Here is a 22,213-nt window from a genome sequence, read left to right as displayed (position 1 = left end):
AAAACAACGTATGAGACATATATTTAAATATATACTATCCATTTCACTTGTGGGCATCTCGTTTGCCTGCAAAGATCAACTGGATATCGAAAACCCGAACCAGCCGGTAGTGGGACAAGCCACAACAGAATCCGGGATATTGTCGCTGGCACAAGGCGGCGTTTATGTGAACGGATTCAAAGAGCTTAAATACTACGATGGCGTTCCTGGTTATTTTTGGACTGGTGCCATGGGCTTTCATGAACTGATGGGAGATGTGATCGGCGAAGAAGCCGCGAATATTTATGGCAACCAAATTGGCTGTCCCGAGTATGTGATCTTTGATGACGGAACAAAGGTTTTGAACCCCAATGCACCGAACAAGCAAATTGCGTTGATACGTCAGATCAACATCAATGCGAATGCTCAGCAGAACACGTTGTTCTATGAGTGGGCATACATGTATTCGATGAACAACAGCTGTAATGCCGTACTTGAATTTTTGGAAACAATTCCGTTCACAGGCGATGCCGACATAAAGAAGAGCACGATTCAGGCGTGGGCGTATTGGTGGAAAGGATTTGCCTATTCAAGAATTGGATCAACGTATTATGCTGGTTTGATCAAAAGCTCATCCAAAATCAGCACGCCTTCCGCACCGGCCAACGGCAAATACGTTACGAAGGAAGAAATCATTGCAGAATCGAACGCGAATTTTGACAAGGCTGCAGCATTGCTGACGGCCATGAGCGACAATGATACCTATCGATTCGTTATGGGCAAACTCATCCCGAGTTTCAATCAGGTTGGTAAAGGAGCTGTTCCGTCTCCTGCCATGTGGGTCCGGAACATAAACACCATGAAAGCCAGAAACATCCTGGTGAACACTCCCTCGGCAACGATGACTCCTGCACAGTGGAATGAAATTTTAACGCTGACAAGCAACGGTGTGGCTGAAAGCGACATGGTATTCACAGGTCGTTCAAACAGCAACGGCGACTTTATCTCAGCTACTTCGGGCGCCATTGCTCCCAAAGCAACCGGCGGACCTGCCGATGGTATTACCTATAAAATCAGCGAAAGACTCATACAGGAATTTAAGACCGGTGACAAACGATTGGCAAATAACTTCAATCAACTGGCGGCTCCCTGGACAGGTGAGACATCACGAGGTAATGCCTTTAACACAAGGTTCGCATTATTGGACGGAGGAAAGGACATGAGCGGCGTAATCGTGATGAGCAGCCGCAGTGTTGGCGAATATGAATTGTATCTGGCCAGCACACACGAGGAGAATTTGTTGATGAGCGCCGAGGCAAAAATTAACACGTCAGACATTGAAGGCGGCTTGGCATTGATCGATGAAATCCGTACGCTACAAGGTGCAGGCATCGCCGATGTTGCCGGAATGGGTCTTACCTTGGATGAAGCCAAAGAAGAACTTCGCAGGGAGCGCAGAGTGGTGATGGCGTTCAGAGGATTGTCGTTCTACGATGCCAGACGTTGGGGTGTGATAAAAGATGTTGCTGTCGGTGGCGGCAGAACAAAAGCTGTAGCTGTCAACGCAAAAGGTGTGGTGAGCACAAACGCCACCATCAACTACAATTATCTCGACTACTGGGATGTGCCGGACAATGAGCTGGTCTACAATCCGCCCGCCGAAGGAAGCGCGCCTGTGAAAAATCCTCAGGGATTATAGCAGCTCTTAATTTTTCTGTAATTTTTTGAGAAAGAGGCCATCCCGGATGGCCTCTTTTTTTTCGCTCCTGGAGATTCTTAGTCCATACAAACTCCGAGCGCATGGCTCAAAATAACGTGTGCAATCCCCTCTTTTTAAACTTAGGTTGCCGATATCTACAGTAAAAACCAAAGTAATCGGGGTCGTTTTGACTCTAAGCCCAATCAAAATGGCGCAAAAAAAACCAATTGCGGTATTTCCTTTTGTCAAAACCTCCCCTAACTTGGGACCTGAATAAAAACATCTAACCTAAACCTAAACCTATGAAGAAGTTTCTACTAACGTGCTTCGCGTTAGCTATTGCGCTATATTCCTTTGCGCAAGGGCTCGCGGTCACTGGTAAGGTCTCGTCCGCTGAAGACGGATCGGCCATGCCAGGAGTAAACGTGGTGGTCAAAGGAACCACCAATGGAACGGTTACCGACACCGAAGGTAACTACAAACTCACCAATGTATCCGGAGATGCAAACCTCGTATTCTCGTTCATTGGCCTCCTGACACAAGAGACAAATGTCGGAGGAAGAACAACCATCGACATTCAAATGAAAGCAGACGTGCAACAACTTTCAGAAGTTGTTGTTACGGCGCAAGGTGTGGAGAGAGAGCAAAAAGCTTTGGGCTATGCTCAGACTACCATCTCGTCGGCTGCGTTGGCAAACAAGCCTGAGACTGATATCGGTCGCGCATTGCAAGGCAGAACTCCCGGTTTGCAAATCATGAACTCATCCGGTTTGGCCGGTTCGGGCACACGCATCAACATCCGCGGAAACAGCTCTATCACAGGCAACACACAACCCCTCTGGGTTGTGAACGGTGTGCCCATCAACACCGATGCGAACGACATCAACGGCGACTTCCGCGACGGACAAGTTGCTCCCACTCGTTTCCTCGACATTGATCCCAACAACATTGAATCCATTAGCGTGTTGAGAGGCTTGAGCGCCACAACCCTCTATGGATCGCAAGGAAGAAACGGCGTTATTCTCGTGACAACAAAAACAGGTTCAACCAAAGGACTTAATAAGTTCGAAGGATCTGTTTCGCAATCCTACTTTGTGGTAGAGGCTCACATTCCCGAGTTTCAAAACAAATGGGCAAACGGTTTTGATGGTGCCTATGGCGAATTCTTTAGTAACTGGGGAAGCCTCTTCAACGGCAAGCCTACCGGCGTTAATCACCCCTACTACGAGTGGAGAGATGTATTTCCTGATCACCCCGAGTTTGCGCAATCGGGATCAACAAACGGCGGCTATGTTCCTACCGCTGCTCCCAACAACGTAAAAGATTTCTTCCGCAAAGGATCTTCGGCTACCACCTCATTGAATCTGGGTACAAAAACAGATTTCGGAAGTGTGAGCTTCAGCTACAGCCATTTGGCCGAAAGCGGTTTTGTTCAATACAACGATCTGAAGCGCGACAACTTTGGTTTGGGTATCAACGCCAACCTGACGAAAAAACTTAGCTTGAGCTCTACGTTCAACTATGTTCGCACAGACTTTAAGACACCTCCTTCGGGAGCCGGTCAAGGATCCAGTTCTGTGGGTGGTCCTTCCATTTTTTCGGATATATTCTACGTGCCACGTAACATCGACTTGAGCGCCTGGCCTTGGGAAAATCCGGCCGATCACTCAAACGTATATTACCGGAACAACAAGAGTATCTCCAACCCTTACTGGGTGTTGAACAACTCTCGTCAAACAAACTTGACCAGCCGTTTCTTCTCCAGCTCTACGCTGAAATATCAGATTACAGATTGGTTGTCGGCAGCCTACCGTTTGGGATATGACACCTACTCGGAGCGTCAGACATATTATGTGAACAAAGGTGGCGCAACATCGTATGATGCGAACCTGATTCCGGGTGCTTACCGCACAACCGCCGGCCTTAGCACCGTGGTTGACCATTCGGCGATGTTGACCATGAACAAGGAACTGAGCGAATCGTTGAGCTTGACTGGTATTGTCGGCTACAACTACCGTAAAAACACTTATGTGCAGGAAGGACTCGAAAGCTTGGGCCAGGTGGTATACGGCTTGATCGAGCACAGAAACTTCACTTCTACACAGCCACGCGATTTCCGCGGAACAAACCTGAACAGACAGGAAAATAGTGCCATCGCGGGAGCGTATTTCGACTTTGCATTAGGCTATAAAGAGTACCTGTATTTTAACGTGAGCGGCCGCAATGACTGGTCGTCTAATCTACAGAAAGCAACGCGTTCGAAATTCTACCCTGGTGTGAGCGTTTCGTTTGTGCCAACGGCAGCTTTCCCGAGCATGGCCTCAGAAACGCTTGACTTCCTGAAGTTCCGCGTAGCCTATGGCTCATCGGCTAACTTTGGAACACCCTACAGAACGGTTCCCTATTTGATGATCAACGCGCAAAACAGGGTAGACGGCGTTGGTAACGTAGTAACCACTCGCTTGTCTAATATCCTGGCAAACGCCAACCTGCAGCCTGAACTTTTGACAGAAACTGAAGTGGGTGCTGAAACCAATTTGTTCGACAACCGAATCAAGTTGAATGCTTCATATTACCACAGAAGTGCTAAAGATCAAATCATCCAACGTCCGTTGGATCCTGCCACGGGATATACATCAACGTTTATCAACGCGGGTACGATTGTTAATAAAGGATGGGAAATTAGTTTGACACTAACTCCTCTGCGTACTACCGATTGGACCTGGGACATCACTGCAAACTGGACGAAGAACAAGAGCATTGTAGAATCGCTTCCTGAGGGGTCGAAGGAGATAAACACAAATGGATTCTCTAACCTGGGTAACTTTGCGATTGAAGGTCAACCTTTGAACGTGATCAAGGGCAGCTTCACTGAAAAAACACCGGATGGGCAATTGATCGTTGCTGAATCCGGCTCTTATAAAATCGGAAATGAAATCGCGATCATCGGCGATCCTAATCCCAACTGGCAAGGTTCCATCATTTCAACGTTGACATTCAAAGGCATTGCCCTTGGTATGCAGTGGGATTATGTGCAAGGTGGACAGGTTTTCTCGTACACTTCGCAGACCATGGTTGGCCGCGGGGTGTCAAAGGATCTTGAAGACTTCGACCCTTCGCTGCCGTTGATTCTGCCCGGCGTACGTGAAGTGACGGATGCTGATGGCAATGTGACCGGCTACAAGCCGAACGACATTCCGTTGACTACAGCGGGTGTGTTCTTTGGAAACACCATCATCGGTGAGGGTGCAAACGACCGTGGTATCTATGATGCCACACGCATTCGCTTCAGAGAAATCTCTTTGAGCTACAGCATACCCAAGTCACTGATTTCGAGATTTAAGTTGACCGGTGTGAATATTTCCTTTGTTGGAAACAACCTTTGGTATCGCGCCTTCAACACACCGAAGTATGCTAAGGCCGATCTGGATCGTACAGCTTTTGGTACCAACAACGGTGCAGGTTTCGACTTCCTTGGAGGTCCCTCCGCTAAGCGCTATGGTGTTAACCTTAAGATCAGCTTCTAAACTAGAATTAAGATGAAAAAGATATTAAATACATTTGGAATACTATCGGTTCTGCTGCTCGTGTCCTTCTCATGTAATATGGACGACGATTTGGCGAACCCGAACGAAGTGGCGGTGAATCAGGCCGATCCGGATCTGATATTGAACGCGATTGAACTTGACTTTGCTGATTTCTATAGCATTGCATCGGGCAATACCGTTTTCTCTGATAAGACTACGGTTGGTGCTGACCGGTTGATGCGCATGCGTGCCATGAACACTGGCTATCGCTATCAAACTGCATATCAGGCGCAATTCCTGGATGACCTTTGGACATTGGCCTATCAGAAAGTGTTGGTAAACATTGAAACGCTTGTTCCCCTTGCTGAATCGAAGGGATATTCAACTCACGTGGCGATTGCAAAAGCGCTGAAGGCATATACCTACATCACGCTGGTTGATCTTTTTGGTGATGTTCCGAGAAGCAAAGCACTGCAAGGGTTCAGCGACTTCAACCCTGCTGCAGACGCTGGCGAATCGGTGTATAACTACGCGATCACCCTTTTGGGAGAAGCCAGAGCGGAGCTTGCCAAGACAGGAACATTCAAGGCGCCACGCGACGTTTATTATAGCGGCAGCCGTGCCAACTGGACAGCGCTGGTGAACACGCTGGAATTCAAAGCATGGTTAAACTTGTCGATCCTCCCTGCTCGCAAGGCCGAAGCAGAAACCAAGATGGGCCAATTTATTGACCTGGCAACAGGAGCGAATAAAACGGGCGTGAATATGATCGATCGCTACGAAGAGAATTTTACATATAAGTATGGTACCGCCACAGTTCCAGTGTCGCGCCATCCGCTATATCGTCAGTATTACCTGTCCACAGAAGGTGCTGCCGGTGGTTATGTATGTAACTCTTATCTCTATGAACTTTTTAATGGCAAAGGCGTGGAGGATCCCCGTTGGAGATACTACTTCTATCGTCAGGTTGGTAGCATTGCGCGGGCAAACCAGGTAGATCCCAAATCGGTTGGCTGCTCGGTAGGTGCCATTCCTCAACATTATGCCAACGGTGGCTATGTGTTCTGCACGTTCGAACCTGGATTCTATGGTCGCGATCACGGCGATGCATCGGGTACACCTCCGGATTCCCCAGTTCTTACCTGCGCTGGTGCATATCCTGCCGGTGGAAGAATTGACGACACACCTGTTTCAAAGACTACCTATTTCGGACCCACCGTGCAAGGTGATGGTGGAGATGGTGCCGGTATCGAACCTATGTTCATGTCTTTCTTCCTCGACTATATGCGTGCCGAACTGATGGCGCGCAGTGGAAATGACGTGAAGGCAAAAGAGTGGCTAACCGTGGCCATTAATGCATCCATTGATCAGGTACAGAGATTTTCGGAATCCATTGATCAGACACTTCCTGGTAGTTTGGAAATAGACAGAACTCCATACATCAATGCGGTTATGGATCTCTATGATGACGCGGCGGCTAAACCCCGTATTGTAGGAAGAGAGCTTTGGGTAGCATGTTGGGGTAGCGCCATTGAAGCGTACAATGGCTATCGCAGAACCAGCGGTCCCGACAACATGCAGCCATCGTTGCAGGTTAACGAAGGACCTTGGTTGCGTTCTCTTGTTTATCCTTCGGTATTTGTGAACCTCAATGGTGATGCGAGTGCCGTTCAGAAGGACTTCAGCAAAACCAATAAAGTATTCTGGGATGCAAATCCTGATAACCTTAACTAAGCGAAAGCCATGAGAAAATTTTCAATATATAGTTCAATTCTAGTCGCGGCGCTCGGTGCATTTACGTTCTCTTGTACCGACGAGTCACTGGACCCCTTGAAGACCAAAGAGGTTAAGAAGGGTACGATTCTGGCCCTGCGTGGAACGCAGCTGGAAAACATCTACTTCGAAGGCATACCGGGCGCAGAATTTTTTCCGCGTGTTATCCAGGGCACCGAAGTGTTTTCATTCGACGCGGAGTATCTGTCGGAAGATCCCGAGACATTGGCAAGCGTTGATATCTTTGTGATCAAGAAAACAAAAACGGCCGGCGTGGTAACAACCGAAAGAGTGCCCATCAAAACCGTTCCGTTTTCTGAATTCAAGAAGACGGACGACTATGATCGCCCTTGGGTATCCGTAAGCCTGAAGCTCACAGATATCCTTGCTAAAATTGGCATCACAGACTACACCGATCCCGCTGCAATTGACCAACTTCTCACACTGTATCAGCCAGGCATCAACCTGGAGAGCGATCTGAACCTGACCGATGGTTCGAAAGTTGGAGCAGAACTTATCCTTGCATCAGGCTTATTCGATAGCGATCAGTTCTATCCGGCACAGAAGCTTACCTTCAATGCCACAGAGTTTTGTCCCTATGCTGAATCATGGGAAACTGAATACAAAACTGTTGAGCTGTATGAAAGCGGCGATGTATCGGAATTCTACGATAGCGAAGTGTCGCTGGACGTAGACGGTGCCACGGAAGACGAGTATGTTATTTCGAATATTCATGACACCGGCTATTCGATATCGGCTGTATTCGAAGTGTCCACCACAAATCCTAGCCAGCAGTCGATTACCGTTGCTGAGCAAGTATTGGGAGATGGCTCGACCGTGTCGGGTGAAGGGTCTTATGATCAATGCTCGGGCACAATATCAATCCACATCCTCATTGTGGACGCAAACGAAGAAGAAACGGAATACGACTGGCAATTTGAGCCCAAATAAACCGGCTTAAAAAGCTTTGATAAAGCCCCTTCAGACCCGTTCTGAAGGGGCTTTTGTTTGTTACGGATGAGGCTTATCTTGCGCGCCAATTCAAGCCGTCATGAATACTCTCCTCCTCGACACCGCCAACAACCTCCCCACATCACGCACTCCCGTCTGGCTTATGCGCCAGGCTGGCCGCATTTTGCCGGAATACAGGAAAGTGAGGGAGACGGCAAAGGATTTTAAAAACCTGGTGAAGACTCCCGAGCTGGCCGCAGAAGTGACCATTCAGCCGGTGGATATTCTGGGGGTGGATGCCGCCATCATTTTCTCCGACATCCTGGTGATTCCGGAAGCGATGGGCCTTAACTATGAAATGGAGGAAAACAGGGGGCCTGTGTTCCCCAAAAGAATAGCCTCCACGGCCGACCTTTCGTCGCTGCACATTGCCGAGGCCGAAGAGCTGCAGTATGTGCTGGACGCCATCAAACTCACCAAAAAAGAACTGAACGGCAAGGTGCCCCTCATCGGGTTTGCCGGCGCACCGTGGACAATTTTTTCATACATGATCGAGGGCAAGGGCAGCAAGACGTTTAGTCAGGCAAAGAAAATGCTCTATACACAACCTGCTTTTTCGCATCAGCTGCTGGAGATGATCACACAAAGCACCATCCACTATCTGAAGGGCCAGATCAAGGCCGGTGCCGACACTGTGCAGATCTTCGATTCGTGGGCCGGCATTCTGTCGCCCGATCAATATGCCGAGTTTTCGCTGAAGTATATTTCAAAAATTTGTGATGCCTTGGGTAACGATGTTCCCAAAATCGTGTTTGCCAAAGGCGCATTTTTTGCGCGCCCCGAAATGAACAGCATCAATTGTAATGTGGTAGGGTTGGATTGGAACATGGGCATTGCCGAATCCCGCGCATTGTTGCCAAACAAAGTGTTACAAGGAAACCTCGACCCATGCGCGCTCTATGGTTCGCTTGATGACGTGCGTCGCGAAACAAAAAAGATGATCGATGCCTTTGGTTCGCACAAACACATCGCCAACCTCGGTCACGGTCTCTATCCCGACATCGAGGTGGACAAAGTGAAATGTTTTATTGACACAGTGAAAGAATATAGCGCTACAAAGCGGTAGGGCTATACGCTGACATTTGAACCACTCGTGGCTATTCGCTGCGCAGCGACTTTATGGGGTTGACAATGGCCGCGCGAATGGACTGGTAGCTCACCGTGATCCACGAAATTAACGTAGCCGTGAAACCCGCCAGCAAAAACACTCCCACGCCCATCTCTATGCGATAGGCAAAGCCCTCCAGCCACCGGTCCATGATGAACCACGACACCGGCACGGAAAGCACAAAGGCCACAAGAATAAGTTTTGTGAAATCTTTCGACAGCAGCACCACCACGCTGAATACAGACGCACCCATCACTTTGCGCACACCAATTTCTTTGGTTCTGAGATTGGCCGTGTAGGCAGCAAGTCCAAACAAACCCACGCAGGCAATGATGATGGCAAGCCCGGAGAACACGGCAAACACTTCGCCGGCCTGGCGCTCGGCAGCATATTGCGCGTTCAGATCCTGATCGAGGAACAAGTATTTGAAGGACTGCGCAGGCACTAGCTCTTTCCATTTTGCTTCGGCAGCTTCCACAATGCGCGTGGCTTCTTTTCCATTGAGGCGCACCATCACATAGCCGGCGCCGCCACCAAAGCTTTCGATGCTCTGGATGGTGAGCGGTGTGATGGGATCGCGCAACGATTGAAAGTTGAAGTCTTTGATGATGCCGATGATGGTGTAGGCCACTTCGACATTGCCCTCGCGACGACGAACCACCTGTGTTAGTTTCTTGCCCACGGGATCGGTGAGGCCCATGGTTTTGACAGCCGTTTCATTGAGAACGATGGAAAGCGAATCGTTTGTTTCTTTCGAATAGCCACGGCCTTCCACAAACTCGAAGCCGATGGTCTTTGCAAAGTCGTCGTCGATGGCCATGCTTTTTGTGGTGAGAATTTCCGACGATCCTTCCGGCGTAAACTGGGCACCAAAGAAATCACCCTGACGTCCCAACAGCGAGAACGATGCGGCTGCATCCACAACGCCGGGCACGCGTTTCATTTCGTCTATATAGGTCTGCACTTTTGTTGTCAATGCAAATGCGCGGTCAACCACCAGCACTTGCTCTTTGTCATAGCCCAGCGATTTGCTTTGCATAAACGTCATTTGCTTCGACACAGTGAGTGTGCCCACAATCAGCACAATGGAAATGAAGAATTGAAAAATCACCAGGCCGTTGCGCAGCCATGTGCCCTTGGCAGAGTTGGTAAATTTTCCTTTCATCACCACAATGGGATTGATGGAAGAGAGCGCGAATGCCGGATAGCTTCCGGCCAGAAATCCAACCAGCAAAGCAATCAATGCCAGCGATCCGATCATGAGCGGCGTGACGGGAAAGGACAGATGTTTGCCGGCAAGGTTGTTAAACGATGGCAATGCAAGTTGCGTGAAGCCAACGGCGAGGCACGTAGCAAACACGCTTAGCAAAATGGACTCAATCAGAAATTGATAAATAAGTTGTCCCTTCAGCGAACCCATGGTTTTGCGAACACCAACTTCGCGTGCGCGTTCGGCCGAGCGGGCGGTGGCCAGGTTCATGAAGTTGATGCAGGCAATGACCAAAATGAGCGACGCGATGCAGATGAGGAAGTAAACATAATTCCGATTTCCCCCGGGACGCATCTTGGCTTCCTGGTTGGTAGGGTCGAGGTGAATGGACGTGAGCGGTTGAAGATAATAGCGATAGCCATTGCCTTCGCGTTTATAGTCAGCCCACGATTTGCCCAGGTCTTGCTCGATCTGTGCGGCGGCATAGGTGTCGACCATCTTTGGAAATTTTGCCACGAGGGCAGTGGCGTCGGCGCCCGGCTTAAGTTTCAAATACACATGGGCCGAGAACGTGGTGAAGTTCACCTTCACACCATTACCAAAAAACTGGTCGTCCCACTTCGACAGGAAATCGAATTTGAAATGGGAGTTGTCCGGCAGATTTTCGCAGATGCCGGTGATGTTGAAATCCTGGTTAAAAATTTTGAGCGTTTTGCCAACGGGCTCTTCCGTCCCAAAATAGCGGCGTGCCGTTTCTTCTGTCAGTACAATGTCGGTGGGTTTTGTCAACACCTTTTTGGCGTCGCCTTTCACCAGATTGAGGCTGAAAAACGAAAAGAAGTTCGAGTCGGCCGCCATCAGAAAGTTCTCTTCGAACTGTTTCACTTCGTTGTGTGCATCGGTATAGTTTACCGCCACGTTGTTGATGGGGCCGCTCACTTTCACCACATCTTCCACTTCTGCGAAATCGCGACCCATCACATCGGCGTACGAGTGAGGGATGATGGCATAGTTGGTAGCATGATTGGGATACTTCCGTTCGAGTGCCACCTTATAGATGCGGTCGACGTTGGCCAGGAATTTATCGTACGAAAATTCTTCGGCAACAAACATGGTGATGAGCACACAGCTGGCGATGCCCACCGACAAGCCAAGAACGTTGATGAGCGTATATACCTTTTGTTTGATGAGGCTGCGGATGGCAACCTTGATATAGTTCCGGATCATAGCGAAGAGTTTACAAGGATGTCCACTGTCAATCCATGTGCCATTTCGGAATAGGCATAATTCATCATGCTGGCACTGTTTCCTGCTCCAGGGCAAGGAATGTCATGTTCGAAAAGGAAGGAATTTGTTCGTGTGCGGACGGTCTACGGCTGCAACATGCGCAGCAGGGTAGAGAGTCTGTTCTTCATGTTGCGGCGGTCGACAATGAAGTCGAGGAAACCGTGCTCAAGAACAAACTCGGCGCTTTGAAAACCCTTGGGAAGATCTTTGCCAATGGTCTCACGAATAACGCGTGGTCCGGCAAAACCGATAAGCGCGCCGGGTTCGGCAATGTTGAAGTCGCCCAGCATGGCATACGACGCGGTGACACCGCCCGTTGTGGGGTCTGTGAGCAACGATATGTAGGGAACTTTTGCTTCGTCGAGCAACGCGATCTTGGCCGAAGTCTTGGCCATCTGCATCAGCGACAAGCCTGCTTCCATCATGCGGGCGCCGCCGGAGCGGGAGATCATGAGGAACGGTTTTTTATTGTGGAGGCTGTGGTCCATGGCGCGGGCAATTTTTTCGCCCACAACCGACCCCATTGAGCCGCCAATGAAACTGAAGTCCATGCAGGCAATGGTGATGTCCATGCCGCCCATTTTGCCATAGGCTGTGCGCACGGCGTCCTTCAATTGCGACTTCTCCTGGCTTTCTTTAATGCGCTTGGGATACGGCTTCGTGTCCTTGAATTTCAAGGGGTCGGCCGACTCCATGTTCACGTCAAGCTCCGTGTATTTACCTTCATCGAACAGCACTTCAAAATATTCTTCCGAGCCAATGCGCACATGATAGTCCTCGTCGGGCACCACATAGGCGTTGTTCTTCAATTCGCGGGTGTGCACAATTTTGCCAGCGGGCGATTTGAACCACAGGCCATCGGGCACTTCACGTTTAGATTCGGTGGGGGTTAGAATACCTTTATCGCTGCGTTTGAACCAAGACATAGGAAAAAAAATTTTGTAAAAAAGAAAGCCGATGGACGGTGAGGTCCATCGGCTGAAATTACAATTTCATTATGCTAAATCGATCGATTTATCGAGGTAAATATCCTGGATGGCATTCAGGATCTCCACGCCTTCTTTCATGGGGCGTTGGAAGGCTTTGCGGCCCGAGATCAAGCCCGTTCCACCGGCGCGTTTGTTGATGACGGCTGTGCGCACGGCATCGGCCAAGTCGCTGGCACCTTTCGATTCGCCACCTGAGCTAATCAAACCGGCGCGGCCGTTGTAGCAATTCAGCACCTGGTAGCGGCAAAGGTCGATCGGGTGATCGGATGTGAGTTCGGTATAGATTCTTTCGTCAAGCTTGCCGTAGCTGCTGCCTCCGGTGTTAAGCATTTTGTAGCCGCCGTTGGTTTCTGCCATTTTCTGCTTGATGATGTCGGCCTGGATAGTCACGCCCAGGTGGTTTGCCTGCCCGCTAAGGTCGGCCGACACGTGATAGTCGATTCCGTCTTTCTTGAAGGCGTTGTTGCGGGTGTAGCACCAAAGAATAGTGGCCATACCAAGCTGGTGAGCGCGCTCAAACGCTTTCGATACTTCGATGATCTGACGGGTTGCGTTGTCCGATCCGAAGTAGATGGTTGCGCCTACAGCCACGGCACCCAGGTTCCAGGCGTCGTCGATAGAACCGAACATAATCTGGTCGGCCTTGTTGGGGTAGGTGAGCAACTCGTTATGGTTGATCTTTACAATGAAAGGAATCTTGTGGGCATATTTTCTAGACATCATGGCCAGTGCGCCAAACGTGGTGGCCACACCGTTGCATCCGCCTTCAATGGCAAGCTTCACGATGTTTTCAGGATCGAAGTAGGCAGGATTTTTTGCGAACGATGCACCGGCGCTATGCTCGATGCCCTGGTCGATGGGAAGAATAGATACGAAGCCGGTGTTGGCCAGACGGCCTGTTCCATACAAGGCTTGCAAGCTGCGCAACACTTGCGTGTTACGATTGGTTTGAGCGAAAACTTTGTCAACAAAATCCGGACTGGGCGTCTGGAGTTGATCCTTCGAAATGGTTTTACTTTGGTGCTTCAGCAGGTAGTCTGCATCCTTCCCAAGTAAGTCAGCGATGTTTCTTGCCATAGTTGGTTTTTTATGCGAGGGGACAAAGTTATTAATTATTTAATAGTATGCTAATTGGCGCGAATTTCGCGGTTTTTGATCCATTTCAATCGTGTTCAGCGATTACGTAGAAACCCCGTGAAAAACAAAAAAGCCACTCCGCGGGGAATGGCTTTTCCTGACAAATTTATAGTCTGTATTAGATCTTCTCTTTGATACGGGCAGCTTTGCCTTGTTTGCCTTTCAGGTAGTACAGTTTTGCACGACGCACTTTACCTTGTTTCAAAACTTCGATTTTATCGATGCTGGGAGAAACGATCGGGAAGATACGCTCCACGCCGACGCCGTTGGAGATTTTCCGTACGGTGAAGGTTTCGCCGTTGCCGTTCGAGCCTCTGCGTTGAATCACAGTGCCCTGAAACTGCTGGATACGCTCCTTGTTTCCTTCTTTTATTTTTACGTGAACATTCACGGTGTCGCCAGGCTTAAAGCTGGGAAGTGATTCACGGACTTTCGCAAATTCCGCCTCTACGAGTTTAATTAAATCTGCCATAACACGATGGTTTTGAAAATGGACTGCAAATGTAGGGAAAGAATTGAAATTTCAGAAGTTGATTGTCGAATGTTTCCAGAAAATTAGCAATCAGGGCTTTTGAAGCAGTTCTGGACGCCTTTTTTGGGTTCTTTCCAGTGATTGTTCATGACGCCATTCCTCAATTTTGGCCTGATGACCTGACAAAAGTACCTCGGGAACCGTCCAGCCTTTATACTCCGCAGGCCGGGTGTAGACCGGTGGGGCAATGAGGTTGTCCTGGAAAGAATCGCTGAGGGCCGAGGTCTCGTCCGACAAAACGCCTGGGATGAGGCGCACAATGGCGTCGGCCACAACGGCCGCGGCCAGCTCACCCCCCGAAAGCACATAGTCGCCGATGCTGATCTCGCGCGTAACAAGGTGCTGCCGCACGCGCTCGTCAACACCCTTATAATGGCCACACAGCAAGATGAGGTTCTTCTTCAAACTCAACTCGTTGGCCAGGGGCTGCGACAGGCGCTCGCCATCGGGGCTCATATAAATAATGTCGTCGTAGGTGCGCTTCGATTTGAGGTCGGTCAGACAATTGTCGATGGGTTCGATGGTCATCACCATGCCAGCGCCTCCGCCAAACGCATAGTCGTCGGTGGTGCGGTGCTTGTTGGTAGCGTATTGGCGCAGGTCGATGATGTTTACGGTGACCAGGTTTTTGGTTTGCGCGCGCTTCAGTATCGAATCCGAAAACGGGCTTTCAATGAGCCGGGGCAAACACGTGAGGATGTCAATGTGCATAGTGTCAAATATCCAAAAATCCCTCTGGAAGATTCACGTTGATCCGTTTTTTGCTCTTGTTGACACCGGTGATGAAGGGGCCATTCACGGGCACCAGCACTTCACGTTCTTCCTGGTGCACCACCAATAACGGGTTGGCGCCGGATTGCACTTCGGCGATGGTTCCCAACAGGCCCGCGTCGGTGTCCCACACTTCAAAGCCGATCACTTCGTCGCTATAGAATTCGCCGCGTCCGGATTTGGGGCGGGCCGATTTTTCGACATAGAGGGCATGCTTCGAAATCTTCTCCGCGTCCTCAATGGAGTCTACGTCTTCAAATTTCACGAGGGCTTTGGCGCGCTGCACCGAAGCCGTCTGTATAAAATAGGGAACCAGACGCTTGTCCTTCTCCAGGAAAAGGATCTTCAGTTCCGCCAGGTTTTCGGGAGCTTCTTCGTCAAGCGAAACGGTCACTTCGCCTTTGAGGCCGTGGGGTTTCAGAATGAAGCCGATCTTAAAGCACTGTTCGATGTCCATAGGGGAGAAATAAAAAATGCCAATGCGTGGAAACACATTGGCATTTGTGATAGTCAGTTCTACGATTAAGCCTGTTCGGTGCTTTCGGCAGCAGGAGCTTCCGTTTCAGCAGGGGCAGCTTCAGCAGCAGGTTGTGCGGCAGCAGCGGCTTCGGCAACCTGAGCCTTCTTGCGGATGGCTTCGGCGCGTGCTTCTTTAATCTTGGTTTCAGCAGCCTTGCGGGCTTTTGCTTGTGCGTCTTTCGATTGAGAAAGCTGATCGCGTTTCGATTCGATCTTAACTTCCTTGCTCTTCAGCCACTCAGCCAGTTTAGCATCGGCTTGCTCTTGTGTGAGCGCGCCTTTGATGACACCGATCTGCAAATGTTTCTTCAGCATGATGCCACGATACGAAAGCATAGCTTTCACCGTGTCGGAAGGCTGAGCACCGTTCATCAACCATTTGAATGCTTTTTCGTCATTCAGGTCGATCGAAGCGGGGTTTGTGAGGGGATTGTAAGTCCCGATCTTTTCAATAAAGCGACCATCGCGTGGTGCTCTGGCGTCGGCTACGACTACATCGTACATTGCCAGTTTCTTGCGGCCTCTGCGGGCCAATCTGATTTTAACCATTACTGTTTCAGTTTAAAATAGTTGGAACTCGTCCTGTATTTTTTTAAAGACCGCAAAGTTAAGGGATTTTTCGGGTTTGACAATGCCGAGGGGAGAAAGCCGTTCGTGTAAAAAGGGAATTGTTAAGTATTTGTTTACGCGAGTATTCAATTTTTATATCTAAAACCACTTCTCTACATTTGTTGGCTTTCAAAAAAATCATGGATAATTATTCATACATCTCCAATGCAGACGTTGGTTATCTTGACCAACTCTACCAAACCTACAAAAAGGATCCCAATGCGGTAGATCCTACCTGGCAGAAGTTTTTCGAGGGATATGACTTCTCCGCCCAACGCTTCGGCGAAAACGGCCACGGTCCCAAAGGTGCTGACGATTCCCTTTCTTTAAAAGAAACGCAGGTTCGAAACCTGATCTTCGTGTACCGCTCGTTCGGTCACCTCAAATCCAAAACCAACCCCGTTCGCGAACGCCGCAACCACCAGGTCAACTTCGACCACACCAACGTGGGCCTCACCGACGCCGACCTCGACACCGAGTTTGACGTGGGCGCCGAAATCGGCATGGGCCGCGCCACGTTGCGAAAGATCATCGAGAAACTGAAGGCAGTCTATCTCGGCCCCATCGGTTTTGAATACAACTTTATTCGCAACGACGAAATTCGCCAGTGGTTCTTCCAGAAATGCGAACAACAATATTTCACCTACAACCCCAGCATCGATGAGAAAAAGAGCATTCTCACCAAGCTGAACGAAGCGGTGGTGTTCGAGAATTTCCTTCACACGAAATTCTTAGGACAAAAACGCTTCTCGCTGGAAGGTGGCGAAAACACAATCCCCGCGCTGCAAACCATCATTAACAAAGCAGCCGAACTCGACGTGAAAGAAGTGGTGATCGGCATGGCCCACCGCGGACGTTTGAACGTGCTCTCCAACATTCTTGGAAAAACCTACGAACAGATCTTCACCGAGTTTGAAGGCAACGTGAGCCCTGAGCAAACCATGGGCGATGGCGATGTGAAATATCACCTGGGCTACTCCAGCCACATCAACACTCCATCGGGCAAGAAAATCTATTTGAAGCTGACCCCGAATCCTTCTCACCTTGAGGCGGTAGATCCGTTGGTGATTGGCTACACACGCGGTCAGATTGACGACGAATATAAAGGAGACCTTACCAAAGGCATGGCCATCCTCATTCACGGCGACGCCGCCGTGGCAGGACAAGGCATTGTGTATGAGTTGTTGCAGATGTCGGGCTTGCCCGGCTACACCACCGGTGGAACGATCCACTTTGTGATCAACAACCAGGTAGGCTTCACGACAGACTACGACGACGCCCGCACCAGCATTTACTGTACAGACCTCGCCAAGATCGTTGACGCTCCCGTGCTGCACGTGAACGGCGACGATGCTGAAGCGGTGAGCTTCGCAGCCAAACTGGCCGTGGAGTATCGTCAGAAATTCGGTCAGGATATTTTTATCGACTTGCTGTGCTACCGTCGTCACGGGCACAACGAAAGCGATGAGCCGAAATTCACACAACCGAAATTGTATAACATCATTGCCAAACACGAGAATCCCCGCGAGATCTATGTGAAGAGACTGGTAGAACGTGGCGATGTTGATGCTGCTCTGGCCGATGAGATGGATAAGAACTTCAGAAATCAGTTGCAAGACCGGTTGAATGAAGTGAAACAAAAACCGTTGCCCTACAAGCCTCAGAAGATTGAAGCCGAGTGGGAGCAGATGCGTTGGTCCACTCCGGAAGACTTTGACAAGTCGCCGGAAACTGGAATTAAGGAAAGCGTGATTGAAAAAGTAGGAAAGGCCTTAACCACCATCCCCGAAGGATTCAAACCGCTGAAGCAAATTGAAAAACTGTTGAAAGACCGTTCGGCGGCGTTCTTCGAAACCAAAGTGCTGGGTTGGGCTGAGGCCGAACTGTTGGCCTATGGTTCGTTGCTGGCCGAGAAAACTCCCGTGCGCATGTCCGGACAGGACGTTCGTCGTGGCACGTTCTCGCACCGTCACGCCTATTTCTTTGATGCAAACAGCAACGAGCCCTATTGCGGTCTGAACAACATCGACAAAACGCAAACCAAATTCCAAATCTTCAACTCCCTGTTGTCGGAGTTTGGTGTGTTGGGATTTGAGTATGGCTATGCGATGTCGTCGCCGAGTGCGTTGGTGTTGTGGGAAGCCCAGTTTGGTGACTTCGTGAATGGCGCGCAGGTAATCATCGATCAATTTATTTCCAGCGCCGAATCGAAATGGCAGCGCATGAACGGATTGGTGATGTTGCTTCCCCACGGCTACGAAGGCCAGGGCCCTGAACACTCCAGCTGCCGTCCTGAAAGATTCCTGCAGCTCTCTGCAGAATATAACATGGTGGTGACAAACCCCACCACACCGTCCAACTTCTTCCACTTGCTGAGAAGACAGGTGACATGGCCATTCCGCAAGCCCTGCATTGTGTTCTCACCCAAATCGTTGTTGAGACATCCCGCGGTTATTTCTCCTTTGAAAGAATTTACCACCGGAACGTTCAACGAAGTGTTGGATGATCCATCGGGTGTGGCCGCAAAAGATGTGAAGCGTGTGATTCTTTGCTCGGGCAAAATCTACTACGATCTTGCCGAGGCACAACAGAAACGTAAAGTGAAAGACGCAGCCATTGTTCGGATGGAACAATTGTATCCGTTCCCGGAAAAACAGTTAAAGAACATCCTGAAGAAATACAAAGACGCCAAGCTGGTGTGGGCACAAGAAGAACCTGCCAACATGGGATGCTTGTCTTACATTCTGAGAATGATGCCGAAGTATGAGCTTGAACTGGTGTCGCGCAAAGCCAGCGCATCGCCTGCCACAGGCTTCTCGAAAGTTCACAAAGTGGAGCAGGAGAAACTGGTGAACAAGGCGTTCGAAATCTAAACATGTGTAGCGAAGCATAAGGCTTCGGTAGAAAATATATCTCTCATTTAAAACATCAAAACGAGAATGGCTATTCAAATAAAAGTGCCCACTGTAGGCGAATCGATCACCGAGGTGACCATCGCCAACTGGCTGAAGAAAGACGGCGACGTGGTGAAGCTGGACGAGGTGATTGCCGAACTGGAATCAGACAAAGCAACGTTCGAGCTCACGGCACCCAGCGCGGGCGTGTTGAAGATCGTGAAACAACAAGGCGAGACGGTTCCTATTGGCGAACTGATCTGCGAGGTGGAACCATCGGGTCAGGCAGCGGCAGCAGCCCCTGCACAACCTGCGGCAACTCCCGCAGCTGCGGCCCCGGCGGCAACACCTGCACCCGACGCCAAGAAAGCCACCGGCGGTGTGAAGGAAATGAAAGTGCCAACAGTAGGCGAGTCGATCACCGAAGTGACCATCTCTACCTGGTTGAAGAAAGACGGTGATCTGGTGAAGCTTGATGAAGTGATTGCCGAAGTGGAATCTGACAAAGCAACGTTTGAGCTGCCCGCAGAAGCCACCGGTATTCTTCGCATTGTGGCACAGGAAAAAACCACGCTTCCTATCGGAGGCCTGATCTGCAAAATAGAAATCACTGAAGGAGCCGCCGCATCCAATGGCGCGGCCGCTGCACAACCTGCCGAGAAGGCCGCTGTAGCCGCTGGCGACAAAACCTACGCAGCCGGTCATCCTTCTCCTGCCGCAGCAAAAATTCTCGACGAAAAAGGAATTCCTTCCAACCAGGTAGCCGGATCGGGCGTGGGTGGAAGAATCACAAAAGACGATGCGCAGAATGCACAAAAAGCACCTGCCGCCACAGCGCCCACGAAGCCCGCAGAAGCGAAAGCGCCTTTGGCACCTCCCGTGATTGCATCGGGTGGAGGACGCAATGTGCGCAACGAAAAAATGACATCGCTTCGCAAAACCATCGCCAAACGTTTGGTGTCGGTGAAGAACGAAACGGCCATGCTCACCACGTTTAACGAGGTGGATATGAAACCGGTGATGGAACTTCGCTCGCGCTACAAAGATCAGTTCAAAGAAAAGTATGGCGTGGGCCTTGGCTTCATGTCGTTCTTCACGAAGGCTGTCTGTGCAGCGTTGAAAGAATTCCCGGCGGTGAACGCGTCTATCAACGGCGATGAAATTATCTATCACGACTACTGCGATGTGTCCATCGCCGTGTCGACGCCGCGTGGGTTGGTGGTTCCCGTTATCCGCAATGCGGAAGCCCTCAGCTTCAACCAGATTGAAAGCGAAGTGGTGCGCCTGGCCGGAAAAGGCCGCGACGGAAAACTGTCGATCGAAGAAATGACGGGAGGAACATTTTCCATCACCAATGGTGGTGTGTTTGGCTCTATGCTTTCAACGCCCATCCTGAACCCGCCTCAATCAGCCATTTTGGGTATGCACAACATCGTGGAACGCGCGGTGGTGAAAAACGGAGAGATTGTGATTCGCCCCATCATGTATGTGGCATTGTCATACGATCACCGCATTGTGGACGGCCGCGAGTCGGTGAGCTTCCTGGTGCGCGTGAAAGAAATGCTCGAAGATCCGGGAAGACTGATCCTCGGCGTTTAAGACCATACACAAACAGGCATGAATGAAGACGAATGCATCGGCATCGATCTTTGTTTGTGCCTGTTTTCTGTAGAAAAGATATCGCTTCAACACGTCCGCGACAGGCTACACGACCGCTCGTTGGACATCAGTAAAAAAATAAGACATCAATAAAAAGAAATATGCAATACAACGTCGCAGTCATTGGTTCAGGTCCCGGAGGTTACGTAGCGGCCATCCGTTGTGCACAGCTGGGTTTTAAAACCGCCATCATCGAAAAATATGACACGCTGGGTGGAACGTGTTTGAATGTGGGCTGCATTCCCTCTAAAGCGCTCCTCGATTCGTCGGAGCATTTCATCACGGCCAAGAATCATTTTGCAGAACACGGCATCGACATTCCGGCGCCGAAAGTGAACATCACACAAATGATTAAGCGGAAGAGCGATGTGGTGAAAGCCAACGTGGACGGTATTGCTTTTTTGATGAAGAAAAATAAAATAGACGTGCTCACCGGCGTGGGTTCGTTTGTGGACAAGAATACCATTAAGGTGACGGCTGCCGATGGAAAAGAATCGGTGATCACCACCGAGCGTGTCATCATCGCCACAGGTTCCAAACCTACGCCGCTGCCCTTCGCGTCGTTTGATAAAAAGAGAATTATCTCCAGCACCGAAGCTTTGGAGTTGAAAGAAGTTCCCAAGCACATGATTGTGATTGGCGGTGGTGTGATTGGCATGGAGCTCGGCTCGGTGTATGCACGCCTCGGATCGAAAGTGACTGTAGTTGAATTTCTCGACAGCCTCATTCCTACCATGGACGGTTCGCTGGGCAAGGAGTTGCTGAAGGTGACCAAGAAGCTGGGCATGGAATTTTTCCTTGGCCACAAAGTGACCTCGGTGCAAAACAGCGGCAACGAAGTGACTGTGAAAGCCGAATCGAAAGACGGCAAGGTGGTGGAACTGAAAGGCGACTACTGCCTCGTGAGCATTGGAAGAAAACCCTACACCGATGGCCTTGGTCTTGACAAAATCGGTATCGAAACTGTGAAGGGGCAAATTCCGGTTGACGAACATTTGAAAACAAAAGTCGATAATATATACGCTATCGGCGATGTGGTGAAGGGCGCCATGCTGGCACACAAAGCCGAAGAAGAAGGCACGTTTGTGGCCGAGCAATTTGCAGGACAAAAACCTCACGTGCACTACCTGCTCATTCCGGGCGTGGTGTATACCTGGCCCGAAGTGGCCAGCGTGGGCTACACCGAAGAACAATTGAAGACCGACGGCAAAGCATACAAGGTTGGCAACTTCCCTTACAAAGCGTTGGGACGAGCACGTGCCAGCATGGACACCGACGGCTTTGTGAAAATTCTGGCCGACAAACAAACCGACGAAATTCTGGGCGTGCACATCATTGGCGCACGCGCTGCCGACATGATTGCCGCGGGCGTAACCGCCATGGAGTTCCGCGCATCGGCCGAAGATGTTTCAAGAATGTCGCACGCGCACCCCACGTATATGGAAGCGGTGAAAGAAGCCTGCCTCGCGGCCACAGCCAACCGCCCGATTCATCTTTGATGCGTCGCGG

Annotated in this window: 15 protein-coding genes; 8 read left to right on the top strand and 7 right to left on the bottom strand. The window is 50.1% G+C overall.

Going from position 1 to position 22,213, the window contains the following annotated elements; genetic code table 11:
* Positions 1-10: 10 nt before the first annotated feature.
* From JI741_RS19140 to hemE, 5 genes are all read left to right on the top strand, one after another.
* The gene (locus JI741_RS19140) at positions 11-1,678 is read left to right on the top strand and encodes a RagB/SusD family nutrient uptake outer membrane protein (protein WP_202012634.1); all 1,668 of its coding nucleotides are present in this window, start codon (positions 11-13) and stop codon (positions 1,676-1,678) included.
* A 302-nt stretch (positions 1,679-1,980) separates the two neighbouring features.
* Positions 1,981-5,205, top strand: a complete 3,225-nt coding sequence (locus JI741_RS19135) for a SusC/RagA family TonB-linked outer membrane protein (RefSeq protein WP_202012632.1) — start codon at positions 1,981-1,983, stop codon at positions 5,203-5,205.
* Positions 5,206-5,217: 12 nt separating this feature from the next.
* Positions 5,218-6,939, top strand: a complete 1,722-nt coding sequence (locus JI741_RS19130; protein WP_202012629.1) for a SusD/RagB family nutrient-binding outer membrane lipoprotein — start codon at positions 5,218-5,220, stop codon at positions 6,937-6,939.
* 9 nt (positions 6,940-6,948) lie between these two features.
* Positions 6,949-7,929, top strand: a complete 981-nt coding sequence (locus tag JI741_RS19125) for a hypothetical protein (protein ID WP_202012627.1) — start codon at positions 6,949-6,951, stop codon at positions 7,927-7,929.
* 100 nt (positions 7,930-8,029) lie between these two features.
* Positions 8,030-9,055, top strand: coding sequence for a uroporphyrinogen decarboxylase (hemE, locus tag JI741_RS19120; RefSeq protein ID WP_202012625.1), 1,026 nt, complete (start codon positions 8,030-8,032; stop codon positions 9,053-9,055).
* A 31-nt stretch (positions 9,056-9,086) separates the two neighbouring features.
* Here hemE and JI741_RS19115 read toward each other — a convergent pair whose 3' ends face one another.
* The 7 genes from JI741_RS19115 to JI741_RS19085 form a co-directional block, all read right to left on the bottom strand.
* The gene (locus tag JI741_RS19115) at positions 9,087-11,534 is read right to left on the bottom strand and encodes an ABC transporter permease (protein ID WP_202012624.1); all 2,448 of its coding nucleotides are present in this window, start codon (positions 11,532-11,534) and stop codon (positions 9,087-9,089) included.
* A gap of 143 nt (positions 11,535-11,677) precedes the next feature.
* On the bottom strand, positions 11,678-12,520 hold the full coding sequence (gene accD, locus JI741_RS19110; protein ID WP_202012622.1) for an acetyl-CoA carboxylase, carboxyltransferase subunit beta: 843 nt from the start codon (positions 12,518-12,520) through the stop codon (positions 11,678-11,680).
* Positions 12,521-12,589: 69 nt separating this feature from the next.
* The gene (locus tag JI741_RS19105) at positions 12,590-13,660 is read right to left on the bottom strand and encodes a class I fructose-bisphosphate aldolase (RefSeq protein ID WP_202012620.1); all 1,071 of its coding nucleotides are present in this window, start codon (positions 13,658-13,660) and stop codon (positions 12,590-12,592) included.
* 178 nt (positions 13,661-13,838) lie between these two features.
* The gene (rplS, locus tag JI741_RS19100) at positions 13,839-14,192 is read right to left on the bottom strand and encodes a 50S ribosomal protein L19 (RefSeq protein ID WP_202012618.1); all 354 of its coding nucleotides are present in this window, start codon (positions 14,190-14,192) and stop codon (positions 13,839-13,841) included.
* A gap of 90 nt (positions 14,193-14,282) precedes the next feature.
* Complete coding sequence (gene trmD, locus JI741_RS19095) at positions 14,283-14,963, bottom strand: tRNA (guanosine(37)-N1)-methyltransferase TrmD (RefSeq protein ID WP_202012616.1); 681 nt, start codon at positions 14,961-14,963, stop codon at positions 14,283-14,285.
* 4 nt (positions 14,964-14,967) lie between these two features.
* A complete protein-coding gene (gene rimM, locus JI741_RS19090; RefSeq protein ID WP_202012614.1) occupies positions 14,968-15,480 on the bottom strand; it encodes a ribosome maturation factor RimM in 513 nt (170 codons plus the stop codon).
* 65 nt (positions 15,481-15,545) lie between these two features.
* A complete protein-coding gene (locus JI741_RS19085; RefSeq protein WP_202012612.1) occupies positions 15,546-16,091 on the bottom strand; it encodes a 30S ribosomal protein S16 in 546 nt (181 codons plus the stop codon).
* Positions 16,092-16,291: 200 nt separating this feature from the next.
* Here JI741_RS19085 and JI741_RS19080 point away from each other — a divergent pair, with 200 nt between their 5' ends.
* The 3 genes from JI741_RS19080 (at position 16,292) to lpdA (ending at position 22,203) form a co-directional block, all read left to right on the top strand.
* Positions 16,292-19,024 (top strand): 2-oxoglutarate dehydrogenase E1 component, encoded by a 2,733-nt coding sequence (locus JI741_RS19080; RefSeq protein WP_202012610.1) that lies wholly within the window; start codon positions 16,292-16,294, stop codon positions 19,022-19,024.
* A gap of 66 nt (positions 19,025-19,090) precedes the next feature.
* A complete protein-coding gene (gene odhB, locus JI741_RS19075; RefSeq protein ID WP_202012609.1) occupies positions 19,091-20,644 on the top strand; it encodes a 2-oxoglutarate dehydrogenase complex dihydrolipoyllysine-residue succinyltransferase in 1,554 nt (517 codons plus the stop codon).
* 161 nt (positions 20,645-20,805) lie between these two features.
* Positions 20,806-22,203, top strand: a complete 1,398-nt coding sequence (lpdA, locus tag JI741_RS19070; protein ID WP_202012607.1) for a dihydrolipoyl dehydrogenase — start codon at positions 20,806-20,808, stop codon at positions 22,201-22,203.
* The last annotated feature ends 10 nt before the right edge of the window (positions 22,204-22,213 follow it).

The sequence above is a fragment of the Chryseolinea lacunae genome, from assembly GCF_016735595.1.
GTDB lineage: Bacteria > Bacteroidota > Bacteroidia > Cytophagales > Cyclobacteriaceae > Chryseolinea > Chryseolinea lacunae.
Note: the sequence above shows the minus strand (reverse complement) of the source record. Positions and strands in the feature narration are given on the sequence as shown.

What these genes read in the sequence shown, in the direction of transcription:
- JI741_RS19115 (WP_202012624.1), bottom strand. Translation starts at nt 11,534, where the DNA reads ATGATCCGGAACTATATCAAGGTTGCCATCCGCAGCCTCATCAAACAA.
- JI741_RS19080 (WP_202012610.1), top strand. Translation starts at nt 16,292, where the DNA reads ATGGATAATTATTCATACATCTCCAATGCAGACGTTGGTTATCTTGAC.
- rimM (WP_202012614.1), bottom strand. Translation starts at nt 15,480, where the DNA reads ATGGACATCGAACAGTGCTTTAAGATCGGCTTCATTCTGAAACCCCAC.
- trmD (WP_202012616.1), bottom strand. Translation starts at nt 14,963, where the DNA reads ATGCACATTGACATCCTCACGTGTTTGCCCCGGCTCATTGAAAGCCCG.
- JI741_RS19135 (WP_202012632.1), top strand. Translation starts at nt 1,981, where the DNA reads ATGAAGAAGTTTCTACTAACGTGCTTCGCGTTAGCTATTGCGCTATAT.
- JI741_RS19105 (WP_202012620.1), bottom strand. Translation starts at nt 13,660, where the DNA reads ATGGCAAGAAACATCGCTGACTTACTTGGGAAGGATGCAGACTACCTG.
- JI741_RS19130 (WP_202012629.1), top strand. Translation starts at nt 5,218, where the DNA reads ATGAAAAAGATATTAAATACATTTGGAATACTATCGGTTCTGCTGCTC.
- JI741_RS19140 (WP_202012634.1), top strand. Translation starts at nt 11, where the DNA reads ATGAGACATATATTTAAATATATACTATCCATTTCACTTGTGGGCATC.
- odhB (WP_202012609.1), top strand. Translation starts at nt 19,091, where the DNA reads ATGGCTATTCAAATAAAAGTGCCCACTGTAGGCGAATCGATCACCGAG.
- JI741_RS19085 (WP_202012612.1), bottom strand. Translation starts at nt 16,091, where the DNA reads ATGGTTAAAATCAGATTGGCCCGCAGAGGCCGCAAGAAACTGGCAATG.
- lpdA (WP_202012607.1), top strand. Translation starts at nt 20,806, where the DNA reads ATGCAATACAACGTCGCAGTCATTGGTTCAGGTCCCGGAGGTTACGTA.
- JI741_RS19125 (WP_202012627.1), top strand. Translation starts at nt 6,949, where the DNA reads ATGAGAAAATTTTCAATATATAGTTCAATTCTAGTCGCGGCGCTCGGT.
- accD (WP_202012622.1), bottom strand. Translation starts at nt 12,520, where the DNA reads ATGTCTTGGTTCAAACGCAGCGATAAAGGTATTCTAACCCCCACCGAA.
- rplS (WP_202012618.1), bottom strand. Translation starts at nt 14,192, where the DNA reads ATGGCAGATTTAATTAAACTCGTAGAGGCGGAATTTGCGAAAGTCCGT.
- hemE (WP_202012625.1), top strand. Translation starts at nt 8,030, where the DNA reads ATGAATACTCTCCTCCTCGACACCGCCAACAACCTCCCCACATCACGC.